This is a genomic window from Mesorhizobium sp. WSM2561 (genome assembly GCF_000513915.1).
Taxonomy (GTDB): domain Bacteria; phylum Pseudomonadota; class Alphaproteobacteria; order Rhizobiales; family Rhizobiaceae; genus Mesorhizobium; species Mesorhizobium muleiense.
Genome location: NZ_AZUX01000006.1, coordinates 24777 through 42457, shown reverse-complemented (window position 1 = coordinate 42457; position 17681 = coordinate 24777). Strand labels below are relative to the sequence as shown.

General features: G+C 62.8%; 18 protein-coding genes. 3 read left to right on the top strand and 15 right to left on the bottom strand.

The genetic code is table 11. The annotated features are described in order from the left end of the window. Nucleotides 1-17: 17 nt before the first annotated feature. Nucleotides 18-584 carry an NADH-quinone oxidoreductase subunit I gene (locus tag M727_RS0109305; RefSeq protein ID WP_023800392.1) on the top strand — a complete coding sequence of 189 codons (567 nt, stop codon included), beginning with the start codon at nucleotides 18-20 and terminating at the stop codon, nucleotides 582-584. Nucleotides 585-623: 39 nt separating this feature from the next. Beyond that, complete coding sequence (locus M727_RS0109300) at nucleotides 624-1064, top strand: CBS domain-containing protein (protein ID WP_023800391.1); 441 nt, start codon at nucleotides 624-626, stop codon at nucleotides 1062-1064. 23 nt (nucleotides 1065-1087) lie between these two features. Here M727_RS0109300 and nuoG read toward each other — a convergent pair whose 3' ends face one another. The 15 genes from nuoG to M727_RS0109225 all read right to left on the bottom strand — a co-directional run bounded on the left by nuoG (nucleotide 1088) and on the right by M727_RS0109225 (nucleotide 16218). Further along, nucleotides 1088-3697 carry an NADH-quinone oxidoreductase subunit NuoG gene (nuoG, locus tag M727_RS0109295; RefSeq protein ID WP_027152453.1) on the bottom strand — a complete coding sequence of 870 codons (2610 nt, stop codon included), beginning with the start codon at nucleotides 3695-3697 and terminating at the stop codon, nucleotides 1088-1090. Between the two features lie 32 nt (nucleotides 3698-3729). Continuing rightward, nucleotides 3730-4995, bottom strand: a complete 1266-nt coding sequence (nuoF, locus tag M727_RS0109290) for an NADH-quinone oxidoreductase subunit NuoF (protein WP_027152452.1) — start codon at nucleotides 4993-4995, stop codon at nucleotides 3730-3732. Nucleotides 4996-5000: 5 nt separating this feature from the next. Then, nucleotides 5001-5513: an NADH-quinone oxidoreductase subunit NuoE gene (gene nuoE, locus M727_RS0109285; protein ID WP_027152451.1), complete on the bottom strand. Its 513-nt coding sequence runs from the start codon at nucleotides 5511-5513 to the stop codon at nucleotides 5001-5003. A 16-nt stretch (nucleotides 5514-5529) separates the two neighbouring features. Continuing rightward, complete coding sequence (gene nuoD, locus M727_RS0109280; RefSeq protein WP_027152450.1) at nucleotides 5530-6744, bottom strand: NADH dehydrogenase (quinone) subunit D; 1215 nt, start codon at nucleotides 6742-6744, stop codon at nucleotides 5530-5532. Nucleotides 6745-6772: 28 nt separating this feature from the next. Further along, nucleotides 6773-7309, bottom strand: a complete 537-nt coding sequence (locus M727_RS0109275) for an NADH-quinone oxidoreductase subunit C (protein ID WP_027152449.1) — start codon at nucleotides 7307-7309, stop codon at nucleotides 6773-6775. Continuing rightward, nucleotides 7306-7809: an NADH-quinone oxidoreductase subunit B gene (locus tag M727_RS0109270; protein ID WP_027152448.1), complete on the bottom strand. Its 504-nt coding sequence runs from the start codon at nucleotides 7807-7809 to the stop codon at nucleotides 7306-7308. The genes M727_RS0109275 and M727_RS0109270 overlap by 4 nt, the downstream gene beginning before the upstream one ends. After that, nucleotides 7797-8162 carry an NADH-quinone oxidoreductase subunit A gene (locus M727_RS0109265; RefSeq protein WP_023800384.1) on the bottom strand — a complete coding sequence of 122 codons (366 nt, stop codon included), beginning with the start codon at nucleotides 8160-8162 and terminating at the stop codon, nucleotides 7797-7799. Before M727_RS0109265 ends, M727_RS0109270 begins: the two co-directional genes overlap by 13 nt. Before the next feature lie 153 nt (nucleotides 8163-8315). After that, nucleotides 8316-9755, bottom strand: coding sequence for an NADH-quinone oxidoreductase subunit N (locus tag M727_RS0109260; RefSeq protein ID WP_023800383.1), 1440 nt, complete (start codon nucleotides 9753-9755; stop codon nucleotides 8316-8318). After that, entirely contained in the window at nucleotides 9752-11227 is a 1476-nt protein-coding gene (locus tag M727_RS0109255; protein WP_027152447.1) for an NADH-quinone oxidoreductase subunit M, read from the bottom strand. Before M727_RS0109255 ends, M727_RS0109260 begins: the two co-directional genes overlap by 4 nt. 7 nt (nucleotides 11228-11234) lie before the next feature. Beyond that, the gene (locus tag M727_RS0109250) at nucleotides 11235-12995 is read right to left on the bottom strand and encodes a Na(+)/H(+) antiporter subunit D (protein ID WP_023800381.1); all 1761 of its coding nucleotides are present in this window, start codon (nucleotides 12993-12995) and stop codon (nucleotides 11235-11237) included. Beyond that, entirely contained in the window at nucleotides 12988-13242 is a 255-nt protein-coding gene (locus tag M727_RS0109245) for a hypothetical protein (RefSeq protein ID WP_023800380.1), read from the bottom strand. The genes M727_RS0109250 and M727_RS0109245 overlap by 8 nt, the downstream gene beginning before the upstream one ends. After that, entirely contained in the window at nucleotides 13239-14702 is a 1464-nt protein-coding gene (locus M727_RS0109240) for a monovalent cation/H+ antiporter subunit D family protein (protein WP_027152446.1), read from the bottom strand. Before M727_RS0109240 ends, M727_RS0109245 begins: the two co-directional genes overlap by 4 nt. A 4-nt stretch (nucleotides 14703-14706) precedes the next feature. Beyond that, nucleotides 14707-15009, bottom strand: a complete 303-nt coding sequence (gene nuoK / locus M727_RS0109235; RefSeq protein ID WP_023800378.1) for an NADH-quinone oxidoreductase subunit NuoK — start codon at nucleotides 15007-15009, stop codon at nucleotides 14707-14709. Next, nucleotides 15009-15509, bottom strand: a complete 501-nt coding sequence (locus tag M727_RS0109230) for an NADH-quinone oxidoreductase subunit J (RefSeq protein ID WP_023800377.1) — start codon at nucleotides 15507-15509, stop codon at nucleotides 15009-15011. The genes nuoK and M727_RS0109230 overlap by 1 nt, the downstream gene beginning before the upstream one ends. A gap of 277 nt (nucleotides 15510-15786) precedes the next feature. Next, nucleotides 15787-16218 (bottom strand): CBS domain-containing protein, encoded by a 432-nt coding sequence (locus M727_RS0109225; RefSeq protein ID WP_027152445.1) that lies wholly within the window; start codon nucleotides 16216-16218, stop codon nucleotides 15787-15789. A 1062-nt stretch (nucleotides 16219-17280) separates the two neighbouring features. Between M727_RS0109225 and M727_RS0109215 the strand changes: the two genes are divergently transcribed. After that, nucleotides 17281-17652 carry an AlpA family phage regulatory protein gene (locus M727_RS0109215; protein ID WP_084646682.1) on the top strand — a complete coding sequence of 124 codons (372 nt, stop codon included), beginning with the start codon at nucleotides 17281-17283 and terminating at the stop codon, nucleotides 17650-17652. Nucleotides 17653-17681: the final 29 nt, after the last annotated feature.

The window sequence follows — 17681 nt, the reverse complement described above, 5'->3', positions numbered from 1 at the left end:
CCCCAAGCGAGGCGGCGATGTCGCGCGCACTGCACATAAGTGGAACATGGATCGGCTGGGCATTCTTCGCCGATCTAGCGGGCGCCTTGGCGCTGACCTTCGGCTACATGTTCTCCAGATCCGTGACCATGCAGTATCCTGACAAGGAAAAATGGTTGCCCTATTCGCGTTACCGCGGGCATCACTTCCTGACGCGCGACGAAGAGGGCGAGATCAAGTGCGTGGCCTGCGAACTCTGCGCGCGGATTTGTCCCTGCGACTGTATCGAAGTCATTCCCTACGAGGACGAGAAGGGCAACCGGCATCCAGCTAAATTCGAGATCGACATGGCCCGCTGCCTGTTCTGCGGGCTGTGCGAGGACGCCTGCCCGGCCGACGCGATCGCGCTTGGCCAACAGTACGAATTCTCGAGTTTTTCCTCGCGTGACCTGGTGGTCGGGCGCGACGACCTGCTCGGCAAACCGGGCAAGGCGACGACCGGCGGCGGCGTGGTCGCCGCGCGCCTGAACACCGAACAGGACGTGCTGGTCGAGACGAGCGAGCCTCAGGGATACAACTGGTGGCGGAATATCCGCCGAACGTGAACGCGCGGCAGCCGTCAAGCCGGAGCACAGGAGGCTCAGATGCTTGTCCGCCAAATCTTGAAGACCAAATCTCCCGAGCTCATCTCGGTCACACCAGATCAGACGGTCGTAGAAGTCCTGCGGCTGTTTCGGGACAACAACATCGGATTCGTGGTCGTCAGCCGTTCGCCCGGGGAATGCCTGGGCACGCTGTCGGAGCGGGACTGCTGCTATGCGGTGGCTGAATACGGAATCGAGGCGCCCACAATGCGGGTCGCCGACATCATGAACCGCAGTGTGGTGACCTGTTCGACACAGGATTTGCTGCCCTTTGTGATGTCGCTCATGACCGACCGACGCACGCGCCATGTGTTGGTCATGGATGGCGACGCTTCTGTCGGCGTGGTGAGCATCGGCGACGTGGTCAAGCACCGGCTCGACGAATTGCTCCGTACCGAGCAAGCGTTGAGCGATTACATTGCCGGCACCCCTTATCACTGAGGATGCAAACCCGGGGGAGCCGATTAGGGTGAACTGCCCGGAAGCTCGGCAATGCCTTGGCCGCGATTTTCAGGGCGCGCCCCGACTCCGGTGGCGAAGGCAGCGTGCGCCTTTTGAACCTCCACCGGACAAGGGTATTCGCCCCGCCGCATAAGGCTGTTGAGACGCAGGTCTCTATAGTTTTCAGGCACGAACACGAGGCCCGGGGGAAAATGCCTGTTGACCTTGAGCTGCGCCCTCAGTTCGCCCTGGGCGGATCGCACGACCACCTGATCGCGATCCGAAAGGCAAAGCTGCGCGGCGTCCCACGCGCTCATCTCAACATATGGGTCATCCGCCACCGTATTCAGGATCTCCGAGCGTTCGGAAAGATATCCATTGTGGAACAGGCAGTTGCCGGTGACCAACATGAGCCGGTCGGCCGCATTCGGGTTAGGCGGAGGGGCGAAGAACTCGCCAGCCGGCGGCGTCGGGTCCGCCGTGGTGAATGCTCCGTCGGCTCCAAGCCCGTCCGTCAGCCCTTGGTAGGCCGGAACCAGCCGGGCAATCTCGCGGAAGATTTCGCCTTGCATCGACGGTTGCAATGCCTGGTTGCGGAGCGCTGCGACGAAGTCGAAGATCGCTAGATTGCCCCGCGCCTCGAAGGCGGGTTCGCGGAACTTGCAGACCTTCTGGATCCGGCCCTCGTTGTTGGTGAAGGTGCCGGTTTCCTCGCCATAACCCGCCGCTGGCAGGACGACATCGGCCACGCCCACCGTATCTGTGAGGAACGTGTCCTGCACGATCAGGAGATCGGTGGCATCAAGCGCCCGCTTGACGAATCCCCGGTCGGGATAGGCCATCAGAGGGTCGCTTCCGGCGATATAAAGCGCGCCTACCCGCCCCTCGTTACAAAGCGCCAGCATGGCGTCGAGATCTGCGCCCGGCTCAGGCGGAATTTCGGCGCCCCAGGCCCGTACGAGAGCGGTGCGCGCCGCATCATCGTTGACCGGGCGCAGCCCCGGCAGCGCCGCCGACAGAACCCCCATGTCCCAGGCGCCCAACTGGTTGGCACGGTCGAAGAGGAACTGCATCGCCAGGTCCTTGCCGAGTATGCGGAGAAGCTGCAACAGGTTTCTGAGTTGCTGCAACGTCGCGCGCGCTTCGGGTGATCTCAGGAGATCGGCGCTGACAAGAACGGTGACGCTGCGGCCTTCCAGCAGCGCGGCGACCAGACGGTCCGGCCCGTTACTCTCTGCGGTCGCTTCCGGCCCACCGCTTGTCGCGCCCCTGTCGGCAAAAACGTCACGCGGCAAGGCCTGACCAGCCGCCGCCACCAGCCCGGCCACTACCGCGGCAAGGCTCGCTGCCTCACCGCCCGGCCGAACGCGAACGACCACCCGGGCATCGGCGTCCAGACGGGATGGCCGCGCCGAGAGCATGAGCAACCCGGTCTGCCGCCGCCGGGCGCTGTCTCGCAGCAGGTATTCAGTGACCGGGTTCTCGTCGGTCACGTTGCCACCGACGACAAGCACGCAGTCGTTGCCGATCACCTCCTCCAGCGGCGCGCGGGTGTAGAAGCCCGCCACCAACGGGCCGAGCGTCTCGAAGGGCGTGGACCAGCGCGACGAGCAGTCGATGTTGTTGGTCCGGAATACCGTCCGCATCAGCTTCTGGAACTGATAAAGCACCTCGTTGGGCAGGCGCGGCGAGGCCAGCCCGCCCGCAGCCTTGCTCTCGACGGCCGACAGGCCTAGGCGCAGGTAGTCCCCGGCTTCGTCCCAGGAAACCGGAACCAAGGCACCATCACGACGGATCATCGGCCGCTTGATCCGGTCCTGGCTCTCTACGAAATCGAGGCCGAAGCGTCCCCGCACGCAGAGCGTTTCGCGGTTGAGCCCCTCGTCCCACTTCGAGCGGACCCGCATGAACTCGCCCTTGCGTGTGCCGACGGTCAGCTGGCAGCCCGTGCCGCAGTGCGGACAGACCGTGTCGGTCTCGACCAGATCCCAGGGCCGCGCCTTGTAGCGATAGGGGAAGCTCATCAGCGCGCCAACCGGGCAGACCTCGACGCAATTGCCGCACTGGTCGCAACTCGCGAGACTGCCCTCGAAGCCGGTGACGGCGGTATCCATGCCTTTTTCGATGGTGCCCAAGGCGACCGCTCCGACCACGTCCTCGCACATCCGGACGCAGCGCTGGCACTGGATGCAGCGGTTGACGTTCATGATGATGACGGGGCTGAGACGGATGTCCTCGGAGTGGAACACACGTTTGGCATCGCGGAATCGGCTTTCCCGGGGCCCGTATGCCATCACCATGTCCTGAAGCTCGCACTCGCCGCCCTTGTCACAGATCGGGCAGTCGAGGGGGTGGTTGGCAAGCAGCATGTCGAGCATGGAAGAGCGCGTTTCGTCGATCAGCGGCGTGTTAGTCCGCACCACCATGCCGTCGGTGACCGCGGTGGCGCAGGAAGGCTGCAGCCGCCGCTGCCCTTCGATCTCCACCAGGCACATGCGGCAGGAGGCCAGCGCCGGCAGCCGCTTGAGATAGCAGAAGGTCGGGATTTCGATGCCCAAACGCTCGGCAGCCTGCAGCACCGTAGAGCCTGCCTCCACTTCCAGCGATTGTTCATCGATCGTGACGCTAACCATGACTTTCTTGCGGCCTTCTCCCTGCGCGCTCCTTAGTGAAACGAGCACCTGCCCTCCTCGATATGGGCGACGAATTCATGCTCGAAATGCGTCAGTGCCGCCCGCAGCCCCATAGCCGCGCCATCGCCCAGAGCGCAGAACGTGTTGCCGAAAATGCCCTTGCAGAGCGCCTCCAGCTGTTCCAGATCGTCCGGCACGCCCTGTCCCGCCTCGACCCGGCGCAGCACTTTCACAACCCAGTTGAGCCCTTCGCGGCACGGCGTGCACTTGCCGCAGGACTCGTGGTGGAAGAACTCGATGATCCGGGTGGCGACCTTGACCATGCAGGTCGAGTCGTCGATCACGATCACCCCGGCCGAGCCAAGCATCGAGCCGACCGCAGCCAGTGAGTCGAAGTCCATCCCGACATCCAGCCCGCGCTCCGGGATCAGCGGCGCCGAGACCCCGCCGGGGATCACCGCCTTGATCCTGCGCCCCGGCGGCGGCCCGCCCGCGCGGTCCTCGACCAGTTCACGCAGCGATATGCCCATCGGCAGTTCGTAAAGGCCCGGTTTCCGCACGTGCCCGCTGAGGCAATAAAGCTTCGGACCGGGGCTCTTGTCAGGGCCGATGCCGCGAAACCAGTCCGGCCCCCGCGCCACAATATGCGGCACGCAGACCAGCGTCTCGACATTGTTGATCACGGTCGGGCTGGCGTAGAGCCCCGCGACCGCCGGAAATGGCGGTTTCAGACGGGGCTGCGCCCGCTTGCCTTCGAGCGAGTCGAGCATCGCCGTCTCCTCGCCGCAGATATATGCGCCGGCGCCGCAATGGATGTGCACGACGAAATTGAAATCCAAGCCCAGAATCCGTGTCCCCAGATAACCCTTCGCATGGGCCTCGGCGATCGCCTGCTCCAGCCGGTGGATCGCCAGCACGTATTCCCCGCGGATGTAGACATAGGCGGTTTCCGCCCCGATCGCGTAGGCGCTGATTGCCATGCCCTCGATCAGCTGGTGCGGATCACGCTCCATGATGATCCGGTCCTTGAACGTGCCGGGCTCGCCCTCATCGGCGTTGCAGCACAGGTATTTCGGCTTGTCGGCCCGTTTTGGCACGAAGCTCCATTTCAACCCCGTCGGGAATCCGGCGCCGCCGCGACCGCGCAGGTTCGATTGCTTGACGAGGTCGATGATCTCGTCGGGCGTGTGCTCGCGCAGCGCCTTCGCCAGCGCCTGGTAGCCGCCACCGGCCTCATAGCTCGAAAGCAGATGGCCATCCGGCACGTCCATGTTTCTGAGAAGGACCGGTTCGAACATGGCGGCTATTCACCCGGCGGTCCTGCGGCGGCGAGTTCGGCGCCAGTCGCTTGCCCTGCCGCCGCGCGCAGCCTGTCCAAGAGCGCGTCGATCCGCGCAATGTCGAGGTCGCCGTGATAGTCGTCGCCGACCTGCATCACCGGGGCCATCTCGCAAGCGCCGAGGCATTCGACGGTCGAAAGCGTGAACAGCCCGTCCGGGGTCGTGCCGCCCTTTTCGATCCCCAGCACAGTCTCCAGATGCCTCAGTAGGTCCTCGGATCGGCGCAGCATACAGGATAGGTTGTCGCAGAGTTGCAAGTGGAACAGACCCACCGGCTCGGTATGGAAGAGGGTGTAGAAGGTCGCCAATTCGTAGACCCAGACCCGCTCGACACCCAGGATGTCGGAGACCTCTTCCAACACCGGGCCGGGCAGATGACCATGTTCCTTCTGCGCGATCAGAAGCGCGGGCATGATCGCCGAGCGCTGGTCGGGATACCGCGCCGCCGCCGCTTCTATCTTTTCGCGCATGTTCATTGCGTCCAGATCCCGGCTACTTGTCTACCTCGGCCATCACCGGGTCGAGGCTGCCCAGCACGGCGATCATATCCGCGAGGAAGCGCGCATTGCTTGCCCCGAACAGTCCCTGAAGGTTGACGAACGACGGTGCCCGCACCTTCATACGGAACGGTTTTTGCGACCCGTCGCTGATGATGTAAAAGCCGAGTTCGCCCTTTGGTGCCTCGATCGCCGAATAGACCTCGCCCTTCGGCACTTTGAAGCCATAAGCCGACAGGTCGAAATGCTGGATCAGCGCCTCCATCGAGCAGTGCACCCTGTCCTTATCCACTGGGAAAGCGATGGTCGGCATATCGATCTGGAACGGCCCCTCGGGCATCTGGTCAAGGCATTGCTCGATGATCCGGACGCTCTCGCGCATCTCCTCGACGCGGCATTGCCAGCGCGCGTAGCAATCACCCTCATCGCGGGTAATGACGTTGAAAGCCAACCGGTCGTAGATCTCATAGGGCTCGTCGCGGCGGATGTCCCAGTCGACGCCCGAGGCCCGCAGGTTCGGGCCACTCAGGCCAAGGTCGATGCCGTCCTCGGCTGAGATCACGCCGATCCCCTGCGTGCGCTTCAGGAACACCCGGTTGTTCTCGACCAGCCGTTCATAGTCGCGGATCCGGTTCGGGAAGATGTCGCAGAACTCCCTGATCTTGGGAAAGAACCCGTCGGGCAGGTCCTCGCGCACACCCCCGACCCGGCAGAAGGACGTGTGCATCCGCGCCCCGCTGATCATCTCCAGTAGGTCCATGATCATTTCACGCTCGCGCATGGCGTAAACCAACGCGGTCATGGCGCCCAGGTCCATCGGCAACGCACCGGTGATCAGGAGGTGACCGGAGATCCGCGCGAGTTCGGCCATCAGCACGCGGATATATTGCGCGCGGATCGGCGCTTCGATGCCCAGGAGCTTCTCCACCGCTAGCGCGAAAGCGAGGTTGTTCGAGGGCGGGCAGAGGTAGTCGAGCCGGTCGGTTAGCGGAAAAATCTGGGTGTAAGTGAAGCTCTCGGCCAGCTTTTCGGTGCCGCGGTGGAGGTAGCCGATGTGTGGGTCCACGCGCGCGACATACTCGCCGTCCAGCTCAAGGACGAGCCGCAGCACCCCATGCGTGCTGGGATGCTGCGGGCCGAGGTTGAGAAGCACCTCCTTTGTGTCGAGCGCTTCACCTGCCGGCCTGCTCAGTTCCGTGACTTCGGTCATCTCACTTCCCGGCGTCGAACGGCCTCCCTTATGGAATGTCCTTGGTGGCGAGATCGGGCTGCGTCGGCGGCGGGCCTTCCGCGCCAAACGGGTTCAGCGTGTCCTTGTAGCCCCGGAGCGGAAAGTCCTTGCGCTGCGGAAAGCCCTCGAAGCCTTCCCACATGTAGATCCGGCGCAGGTCGGGATGGCCCTCGAACCGGATGCCATACATGTCCCAGGCCTCGCGCTCGTGCCAGTTGGCGGTCCGCCAGACCCCCGTCACCGACGGGACCCGCGGCGGATCGCCGAGGCGGCATTTGATCCGAACGCGCCATTTGTTCGGCAGCGAATAGAGGTGGTACACCGCCTTGTAGCGCAGCGTTTCGGGATAATGGTCGACCCCGCAGATGTCGGACAGGAAATCGAACCGCAGCGTCGGATGGCCCTTCAGGAATTGGCAAAGCTCGACGATCATGTCAGGCGGTGAGGCGAAAGCGTGAACCCCATGCGAGAAGCCAAGCTCCTCGATTTCCCCCCCGAAACGTTCCGCGATCAGGGTGCGGATGAGGGACGTCTCCACGCTCATGAGGCTGCAACCCGATCCAGAGGCGTCCCGGCCAGCGCGCGGGACCTCTTGATCTTCTCTTGGAGCAGAAGGATGCCATGCATCAGTGCTTCGGGCCGCGGCGGGCAGCCGGGCACATGCACGTCCACCGGCACGAAAGTCTCCGCCCCCTGCACCACGGCGTAAGTGTTGTAGACCCCGCCCGAGATCGCGCAGGTGCCCATGGCGATGACCCAGCGTGGCTCCGGCATCTGGTCGAAGAGCCGGCGCACGACCGGAGCGAACTTCCGCGTCACCGTGCCGGCGATGATCATCACGTCTGACTGGCGCGGCGAAGGTCGAAACACCACGCCGAAGCGGTCGAGATCGTAGCGGGCGCAGCCGGCCGAAATCATCTCTATGGCGCAGCAGGCAATCCCGAAGGTCTCGGGCCAGAGCGCCGACCGCCGGCTCCAACTGATGACGCTGTCGGCGGTGGTGAACAGCACGCTGTCGCGAATCGTTTCGCCTACTCCTCCCATTCCAGCGCTCCTTTCAGCCAGGCGTAGGCGAAGCCCACGATAAGCAGCAGCATGAAGACAAACATCTCGACATAGCCGACGAGCCCGATCTCCTTCAGCACGACCGCCCAGGGAAACAGGAACATCGCCTCGACGTCGAACACCACCAGCAGGATTGCGAGGATGAAGAACTGCACCCTGAAGCGGCCCCCGGCGGCCTCGCCGGCCGGGTCCATGCCGCACTCATAGGGCATGTTCTTCGCGGGATAGGGGTTGGACGGGCGCAGGAGCGAGGAGACGAACAGCGTCGCCACGGCCACCAGGACAATTCCGGCGACCATGAAGAGAACCGGCAGGAATTCCATTCCAGTCATGTCGCGCTGCCCTGGTCACCCACCGAGGGCTTGCTCAAGCTGCGACCGACCAATCTTCAGGCCGGCGGTGCTGGCCCTCGTGCAGCGACTAGGGCATCCTTTCGTACGCTCCAGAGTATTCCCTTGGCCGGTTCATTGCAAATCCAATCGTGGTCAACCGCCGAACACGGAACTCTGGGCAAGCCTCAGAAACCACGCCGGAAACAGTCCGATGCCGATGGTGCCGGCGGCGGTCAAGGCGAGCGTGGCGCGGACGGACGGCGTCAGGGCAGGCTCGAACGCGCGCTCCGGCTCGCGCATGTAGATCACCATGACGATGCGGATGTAGAAGTAGGCGGCGACGGCGCTCAGCAGCACCGCGATCACCGCCAGCGTGACGAAACCCCGCTCGACGAGCGCCACCAGCACGTAGAACTTGGCGAAGAACCCGGCTGTCGGCGGAATGCCGGCGAGCGAGAACAGGTAGAGCAGCATCAGAAGCGCCAACCCGCGATGCGACTTGGCGAAGCCGGCGTAGTCCTCGATGACCTCGCCGGAGAAATCGCCATTCCGCATCATGATGACGATGCCGAAGATACCGAGATTCATGAAGGCGTAGATCAGCAGGTAGAGCATCACCCCGGCAATCCCGTCGGCGCCACCCGCCACCACGCCGAAGAGCGCGAAGCCCGCATGGGCGATGCTGGAATAGGCGAGCAGGCGCTTGAAATTGTCCTGCACCAGCGCCACGAAGCTGCCGAGCGCCATCGTCACCACCGCGATCACCGCGACGATGATCCAGGCGTCGGAAGCGGCGACCAGCGGGTTGAGGAACACGCGCAGGATCACCGCGAACCCCGCCGCCTTGGGGGCGACCGACATGAAGGCCGTGATTGTCGTCGGCGCGCCTTCATAGACGTCCGGCACCCACATGTGGAACGGCACCGCGCCGACCTTGAAGACCAGCCCCGCGACGATGAAGACCACCGCCAGGAGCAATCCGGGATCGAGCGGGTCGCCGGTCACCGCCGCAGCCATCCCGTCCAGCTGCGTCGTGCCGGTGATCCCGTAGATCAGCGAGACGCCGTAGAGGAAGATTCCCGTCGAGACCCCGCCGAGAACCACGTATTTCAGCGCCGCCTCGTTCGACCGCCGCTCCTTCCTGAGGAAGCCGGTGAGCACATAGGTCGAGAGCGCCATCAGCTCGAGGCCGACATAGATCGACAGAAGATCGGTTGCCGAGGCCATGATCATCATGCCGGAAAGCGCAAAGAGCAGCAGGACATAGTATTCGCTCAACGCGATCTCCTCGATCTCGGCATATTTTCGCGACAGGAGGAACGTCAGGATGGTCGAAAGGTAGAACACCATCTTGAAGAAGACCGCGAAGCGGTCGGCGATAAACATGCCCGAATAGGCCGGCCGCACCTCGCCCGCCAGTAACAGTGTCGCCAGGGTCGCAACCAGCACGGTTGCAGCGGAAGCCCAGACGAGGAAATACCCCTGTCCCTTTGGCACAAGCTGTCCCAGAATCAGCAAGATGCAGGCCCCAGTGACCACCACGATCTCGGGCAGGCTCGCTAGGATCGACTGGAAAAGCGTGGCAGCGGTCATTGGCCGCCCCCGTTAGAATGCACCTGCGTGAGCAGATGCCTCACCGATGGCCCGATGATGTTGAGAAAAGGTCTCGGATAGAGCCCGACCCAGAGCACGAAGACCGCCAGCGGCAGGATCGTCACCAGCTCGCGGGCGTTTACGTCGCGAATCTTGAACCGCACGCCGATGCTGGCTGGACCAAGCGCGACTTTCCTGTACATGCCAAGCAGATAGGCCGCGCCCAGCAGTGCCCCCAAAACGGCGGCCGCGCCGACGGCCAGATTGGCCGCAAACGCGCCCGACAGCACCAGCAACTCGCCCACGAACGAATTCGTTCCCGGCAGCGCCATCGACGACAGGGTGAACAGCGCAAGAAACGCGGTATAGACCGGCGCCGCCTTCATTAGCCCGCCATAATCCGCGATGCTGCGGGTATGGGTCCGCTCGTAGATCAGGCCGACGAACAGGAACAACGCGCCCGTCGTTACGCCATGATTGAACATTTGCAGGATGCCGCCCTCGAGCCCGCGGAGGTTCAACGTGAAAATACCCAGCGTCACGAAACCCATGTGGCTGATGCTGGAATAGGCCACCAGCTTCTTGAGGTCGTCCTGCGCCAGCGCGAGTAACCCGCCATAGACGATTGCGAGCGCCGAAAGCGTAAGCATTAGCGTCGAATAATACAGCGACGCCTCCGGCAGCATCGGCAGCGAGAACCGCAGGAAGCCGTAGGCGCCCATCTTCAGGAGAACGCCGGCGAGGATGATGCTACCCGCCGTCGGCGCCTGCACATGGGCGTCCGGCAGCCAGGTATGGACCGGGACCATCGGCACCTTGACGGCGAAGGCGATCAGGAAGGCAAAGAACAGCCAGGACTGAACCCGGAACGGTAAATCCTGCGCCGTCAGGGCGAGGATGTCGAAAGTCTCGCCGCCGTGGAAATAGAGCACGATGACACCGATCAGGAACAGAAGGCTGCCCGCCAGCGTGTAGAGGAAGAATTTGAACGCCGCATAGACCCGGCCGTCGCCACCCCAGACGCCGATGATCACGTACATCGGGATCAGCATCGCCTCCCAGAAGACGTAGAACAGGAACAGGTCGAGCGCGCAGAACACCCCCAGCATCAGCGCCTGCATGGCCAGCAGGCTGACCATGAACTCCTTCACCTTGCGGTCGATCGCGACCCACGAGGCGAGCACGCAGATCCAGCCCAATAACGCAGTCAGGAATACAAAGAGCGCGCTAATTCCGTCGATGCCGAGCGCGTAAGTGATTCCGAGCGCGGGCACCCACGGGCGCGTCTCGGTGAACTGCATCTCGTGGGTAGTGGTGTCAAAGCCGGCCAGCATAGCGATGCAGAGAGCGAGGTCGAGGACGGTGACACCTAGCGCCGTCCACCGCACCGCATCGTCGCTGCGGAGAAGCATCAGAACCGCTGCCCCGGCGGCGGGCATGAACACGATGAGGCTAAGCAGCGGGAACGCCATCGCACACCTACCGCCACACCACAGCGAAGACGGCGATGGCTGCGATCACACCGACGATCATCGCCAGCGCGTAATGGGTCACGACGCCGGTCTGCAGCTTGCGCAGCGCACCGCCACCGCGCAGGATTGAGCGGGCGACGCCGTTCACAACGGCGTCCACACCGTTGAGATCGATCCGCAGTCCGGCCCGTGCGGTTCCGTGCAGGAAGGGCAGCACCACGGTCTCGGACACGTCGCTCACCGCCTTCTCGTAGCGCGCCAGCGGTTTTTCGGCGAGCCACATGAAATGCCGCGCGCCTTTGCGGTAGAACCAGTCGGTGTCGATGCTGATCGTGTTCTCGGGGTCGAGCGCCCTGAGGAACAGCACGAAGCCCAATGCGGTGAACATCAGTATGCCGAGGCTCTCGGTGATATGGACGCCGGTGTAGGGTTCGAAGTCGACTGGATGGGGCAGCAGCGCGTAAAGTGGTTGGGGGAACACCCCGATCGCGATGCACAGCACCGCCGCCATTCCCATCGCAACAAGCATATTGCGGGGCGGCTCCCGCGCCTCCAGCTTCCGGTCCATGCCGAAGAACATGTAGTACGGGAGCTTGAGCCCAGTGTGCAGGAAGGTCCCAGATGATGCCATCGTCAGCGCCAGCACCACCAGCGCGCGGTGATCCTGTCCGGCGGCGGCCACCACCATCGATTTGGTCACGAAGCCCGAGAAGAACGGAAATGCCGAGATCGCGAAGGCGCCGACCATGTAGAGCGCCACGGTCAGCGGCATGGTCCTGTAGAGCCCACCGAGCTCGGTGAGCTTGCGCCGCCCGGTGACGTGGATCACCGCCCCCGCACCCATGAACAGGAGCGCCTTGTAGAGGATATGCGCGAAGGCATGGCTGGAGGCCCCGTTCACCGCCATCTCGGTACCGATGCCGACGCCCGCCACCATGTAGCCCACCTGGCTGACGATGTGATAGGCCAGGAGCCGACGGCAGTCGTTCTCCAGCACCGCGTAGATGACGCCGTAAAGCGCCATTGCCGTGCCGAGCCAAACGAGAAGCTCGGTGCCCGGAAACGCCCGGGCCAGCACATAGACGGCGGTCTTGGTGGTGAAGGCGCTCATGAACACCGCTCCGGTGACGGTCGCCTCCGGGTAGGCGTCTGTCAGCCAGGCGTTGAGAGGCGGCACCGCGGCGTTGAGCATGAACCCGGCAAGGATCAGGTAGGCGGCGACGCCCATCCCCCCCTCGATCGGGCCGAAGAGCAGCGAACCTGTGGCGAGCCCGTGGAGAATGACGCCACCCAGCAGGGCGACGCCGCCGGTGATATGGACCATGAGATACCGGAACCCCGCACGGATCGCCTGCTTGCCGCGCTGGGCAAAGACCAGATAGGCAGAGGCAAACGCCATACCTTCCCAGAACAGGAACAGGGTCAGGTAGTCGCCTGCAAACACCACGCCGAGCGCGCTGCCAACATAGACGAACGCCGCCACATGCTCTCCGGCGCCCGTCAGGTGCAGCGCATAGACCATGCCGATCAGCGCCATAATGGTGAAAACGGTGGCGAAGACGATGCTCAGCCTGTCGACCTTCGCAATCAGGATTTCCTGCCCGATGAACTCCGCCGCGCCGTAGCTGCCCGGCTGCACGGTGAGCACGGCGAGGATCGCCAGCGCGGGAATCAACATCAGATAGGCCTTGCGGATTGATCCTTTCAGAAAAGGGATCGGCAGGGCGCCAAGAATGAACAGCAGGGCGGGATGGACGAAGTCAATCATAATAGTCCTCGCGCCGCATCAACCCGCCCTGATGGCCGAGGAACTTGGAGACGAAGATCAGCAGGACGCAGGACAAGAAGCCATAGACGGCCGACCAGCCCGGCAAGCGGTCCCACAGGAATTCAGCGTGTTCGCGGGGGACCAGAAAATCGGCGATGACGATCAGAACGAGCGCCAGATAAAACAGCCGGCGGCGTTGCTCCGCGTATCTCGCCTCACCAAAGAAATCGACGACACGCCTGATCATCTGACCACTCCTTCCGCCAGGGTGAGAAAATAGCCGGGGAAAATACCCATCGACACCGACAGGATCGCGGTCGCGACCAGTGGGATCGTCACCAACGGAATTTCACGGACCGTCGCCGGACTTTCCTGTGTCTCCGTCCCGAAAAAAGCGACATAGCTGACCGGCAGGAAGTAGGCGGCGTTCAGGACCGAGCTCACCAAGAGCACGACCAGGAACGCAATCTCCCCCGCCTCCACCGAGCCCAGCGCCAGATACCACTTGCTGACGAAGCCCGCGGTCGGCGGCACCCCGATCATGCTGAGCGAGGCCACGAAGAACGCGCCCATCGTCCAGGGCAGCCTGCGGCCGATGCCGGCCATGTCGCTGATGTTCCGCTTGCCGGACGCGCAATAGATCGACCCGGCGCAGAAAAAGAGCGTGATCTTGGAGAACGCATGCGCCGCAATGTGGATGATCCCGCCAACCATCGCGACCGGCGACAGCAGGACCGCGCCCAGCACGATGTAGGAGAGTTGGCTGACCGTCGAATAGGCGAGCCGCGCCTTCAGGTCGTCCCGCGTCAGGGCGTAGATGGACGCCATCAGGATGGTGAACGAGACCAGATAGGCCGTTGCGATGCCGAGCCCCAGCCCGTCCACCAGCCCCGTGCCGAAGACATGGAACACCACCCGCAGCACGCAGAACACGCCCATCTTGACCACGGCCACCGCATGCAAGAGTGCGCTGACCGGTGTCGGCGCGACCATCGCGGCAGGCAGCCAGGCGTGCATCGGCATCACCGCGGCCTTGGCGAAGCCGAACAGATAGCAGAAGTAGACCACGGTCAGCAGCGCCGGCGAGGCATCGACCCCGGCCAGCAGCCCGCCTGGCACGAAGTCGAGCGACCCCGCCAGATGGTAGGTCAGCGCCAGCGCGGCGAGAAGCACGCTTTTCGACGCCCCCATCAAATAGACGAGGTACTTGCGGCTACCCGTCCATCCCTCTTCGTCCTCGTGGTGATAGACGAGCGGATAGGTAACGAGGCTGAGCACCTCGTAGAAGATCACCAGCGTGAACAGATTGGCGGCGAAGGCGCCCCCGACGGCCGCCGCGAGACTGGCGGCGAAGCAGGCGAAGAACCGGGTCTGCGCGTGCTCGTTCAAGTGGCGCATGTAGCCGATGGAATAGATCGCCGCCACGATCCACAAGAGCGACGAGACGGTGGCAAACACCATGCCGAGCGCATCGACCCGGAAAGCGAAGTCGATCCCCGGCAGAATCTCGAACAGGCGCAAATCGACCGTCCCGCCGGCCAGCACCGTGGGTGCCATCGAGACGACAATTGCGAACATGGCGATCGCGGCCAAGGGCGAGACGAGATCGCGGAGTTTCTCGCGGTTGTTCAGAACGAGAACTGCAAGGGCCGCCAGGCCTGCGACGGCGACGGCAAGCAGCGGCCGGATCGATATCACCGGGTCCAAGCCGCTATCCTTTCATCATGGTCACGTCGTCGACCTTGAGGGTGGACTTGTTCCTCACGAGGGCGACCAGAATCCCGAGGGCGACCGCAACCTCCGCCGCGGTGATTGCGATGACGAAGATCGCGAAGATCTGCCCGCGGAAATCGTCGTAGTAACGCCCGAAAGCGATGAAATTGATGTTGACCGAGTTGAGCAGCAACTCCAGCGACATCAGCACGACCAGGATATTGCGCCTGAGCAGCACGCCCGCCGCTCCGATCACGAACAGGACCACTCCGAGCAAAATATACCACCAGAGCGGAACCATCACCCCTGCTCCTTCCGCGCCAGCACGATGGCGCCGACCAGGGCCGCCAGCAGGATCACGGAGGCGGCTTCAAACGGTAGGAGATAGTCGGCGAAAAGTGTCATGCTGAGCTGCCTGATCTGATCGCCGCCGCGCATCGCGACGGGCTCCGTGACCGAAAAGCGGTCGCTCCAGAGCACCAGTACAAGCATCTCGACCCCAAGCAGGACGAGCAGCACCAGAGCCGGCAGGTTGCCGCCCGGCAAGAACCGCTGCAATACCGCTTCGCGCACATCGATCATCATGATCACGAACAGGAACAGGACCATGATTGCGCCGACATAGACGAAGATCTGGATGACAGCGAGCAACGGTGCCTCGAGCAAGACGAAGATTGCCGAGATCTGCAGGAAACACGCCATCAGCGCCAATGCGCTGTGAACCGGATTCCGCGCCAGGACCACGGTCAGTGCCGTGATCACGGACGCCGCAGCGAACAGAAGAAAGAACGCCTGATCCATCGACGCCAACCCTCCGCCGCGATCTGTCACTCGGCGCAAGGCGGCCGGGTTTGAGATAGCTGCGCACTTCAGATGCGTCTACAAATTGTGCCCTAGTATCGAATTTTTCTCAAGATTACATGGTTTGGCGCTACGTTATGCCCAAGTCTCAGCATCTGATACGGTGTGCGATCCCGCAGCTGCCTATCCGTTACTCAGGCTGCCTAAGGAGGTTCGGCACGAGATCAGAAACCCTGAAAAAAGGACGTCGCGGCCAGACGGCGGGCCTTTGGCGAGCTTACCCCGCCCAGATGTAGTGAATAATCTCTTCGGCCTCGCGCTCGACCTCCTCGATGCGCTTCTTCACCACGTCGCCGATCGAGACGATGCCGTCGAGTTGGCCGTTCTTTACCACGGGCAGGTGGCGGAAGCGGCCTGTGGTCATGATCTCCATGACCTGGTTGATCGTGTGGTTCTCGGTGCAGAGGTTGACCTTGGCGGTCATTGCGTGACGGACACTCTGCTCCAGGGCCGCAGCCCCATACTTGTTCATGGCGCAGACGATGTCGCGCTCGGACACGATGCCGATCACCTTGCGATCACCATTGGTAACGACCAGTGCGCCGATCCTGTGTTCGGCGAGCCTGTTGATCGCCACGGCGAGCGTCTCGTTCGGGCCAATCGTCTCGACGGCTCGACCCTTGTCCTCGAGAATCGCTTTGACGTTCATGGCTTCCTCCAAGCGCTGCTACGCTCCAGCCCTCCGCCCCGTCTCCCTCTCGGTGCATTTCTGCGCCATCGTGCGCCGCGCGCCTTGATATTTCAAGTCCGACTTGAAATCTCAGGCCACAGTGCTTTCTGGCGGTAGGCCTTCATGATTGGCTTACACAAATCGCCGCCTGCTACAGGGGTCGCCCTTGCCGGCGCCGATGCTCATCGATCAGCCGAGAGCGCCGCCACGGATTTCCAAGGGAAGCCGATTCCGTCGGGCTCATGGGCGGCATGCCTGGTTCCTCTAGATGCATGCCGCTTTCGTCTATTTTCGCAAGCGCCCCTGAAACCTCAGGCGGCGTGCAGGTGCCGTTCAGCGTCCGGCAGCGATTTTGGCAAGCGGCGCGAGGATCGAACTTTCGCCCTTCAGAGCGATATCACTCAGCGAGATGAGGCCCCGTCATTCGCTTCTGCCGGTTGAGCACTGGAAGGTGACGCACCCGGCGCGCCTGCGTTTGTTCAAGCGCCTGCTCCAGGCCTGGTCCTCGAAACAGAAGAATATGCCGGGCGACATCACAGCGTCGGACGCGAATCCTTCGTGGTAAAACATCCGGGTCGATCGAGTGAACGGTGGAATCACTATGGCGGGCGTTACTGTGACAAGACGATCAGGATCGTCATTGATCATGTGCGGCAGATGAACTCCCGGACCGCCGAAGATCCTACGCTAATCTACTCCAAAACAGCCGCTTCGCCGAATTTATTAGGTCTTTCCCCTACTCCCATTCGATGGTTCGGCTCTATCCTAACCAATTGGATTTGCTCAAGAAAATATTTTTCGGTCCAAATACTACCGGCCTAGGACCCGTCAGGATCCTACCGTTCTGATTTAGTTGGCGAATTTTGGCCAACCCCCACGAGCGATCTATCGACCACTATCGGCTCTCGGCCCGCCTTTCCAGGCCTGACATTCGAAACGCGAGCACACCCAAAAGTACCGTCAGGTTCCCGACCAACGATAGTTACGCGACCAGGCAAAGCCGCAGCGGCATCAAACATCCTCCAACCACGGAGGATAAACATGACCAAGAAGCCAGATCGCGTTCGCACCCTGATGACGCCGTATCAGGATTACGACGACAAAAACCCGGTGGGATATTCCGGTCCCGCGACAGTGCTGACCGGGCTACCACGAAACATCCGACGGCATGAGCTCCGGCTCATCGTACCGCTCGCCGACAGCACGATCTATGAAATGGAAAAACGCGGGGAATTCCCTCGCCGCTTCACTCTCACGCCGCGATGCATCGTGTGGGACCTGGAGGAGGTCGAAGCGTGGCTGGAGCAGCGCCGCCAGATCTGTCTTGAGGGCCGAGCGAAGATCGCGCCCGGGCCGGATGTCCATCAGCGCAAAGCCCGGCCGGTCAAACAGACAGACAGATCTTCGGACTGACACAGAGGCCATCTCATCCCATGGATGCG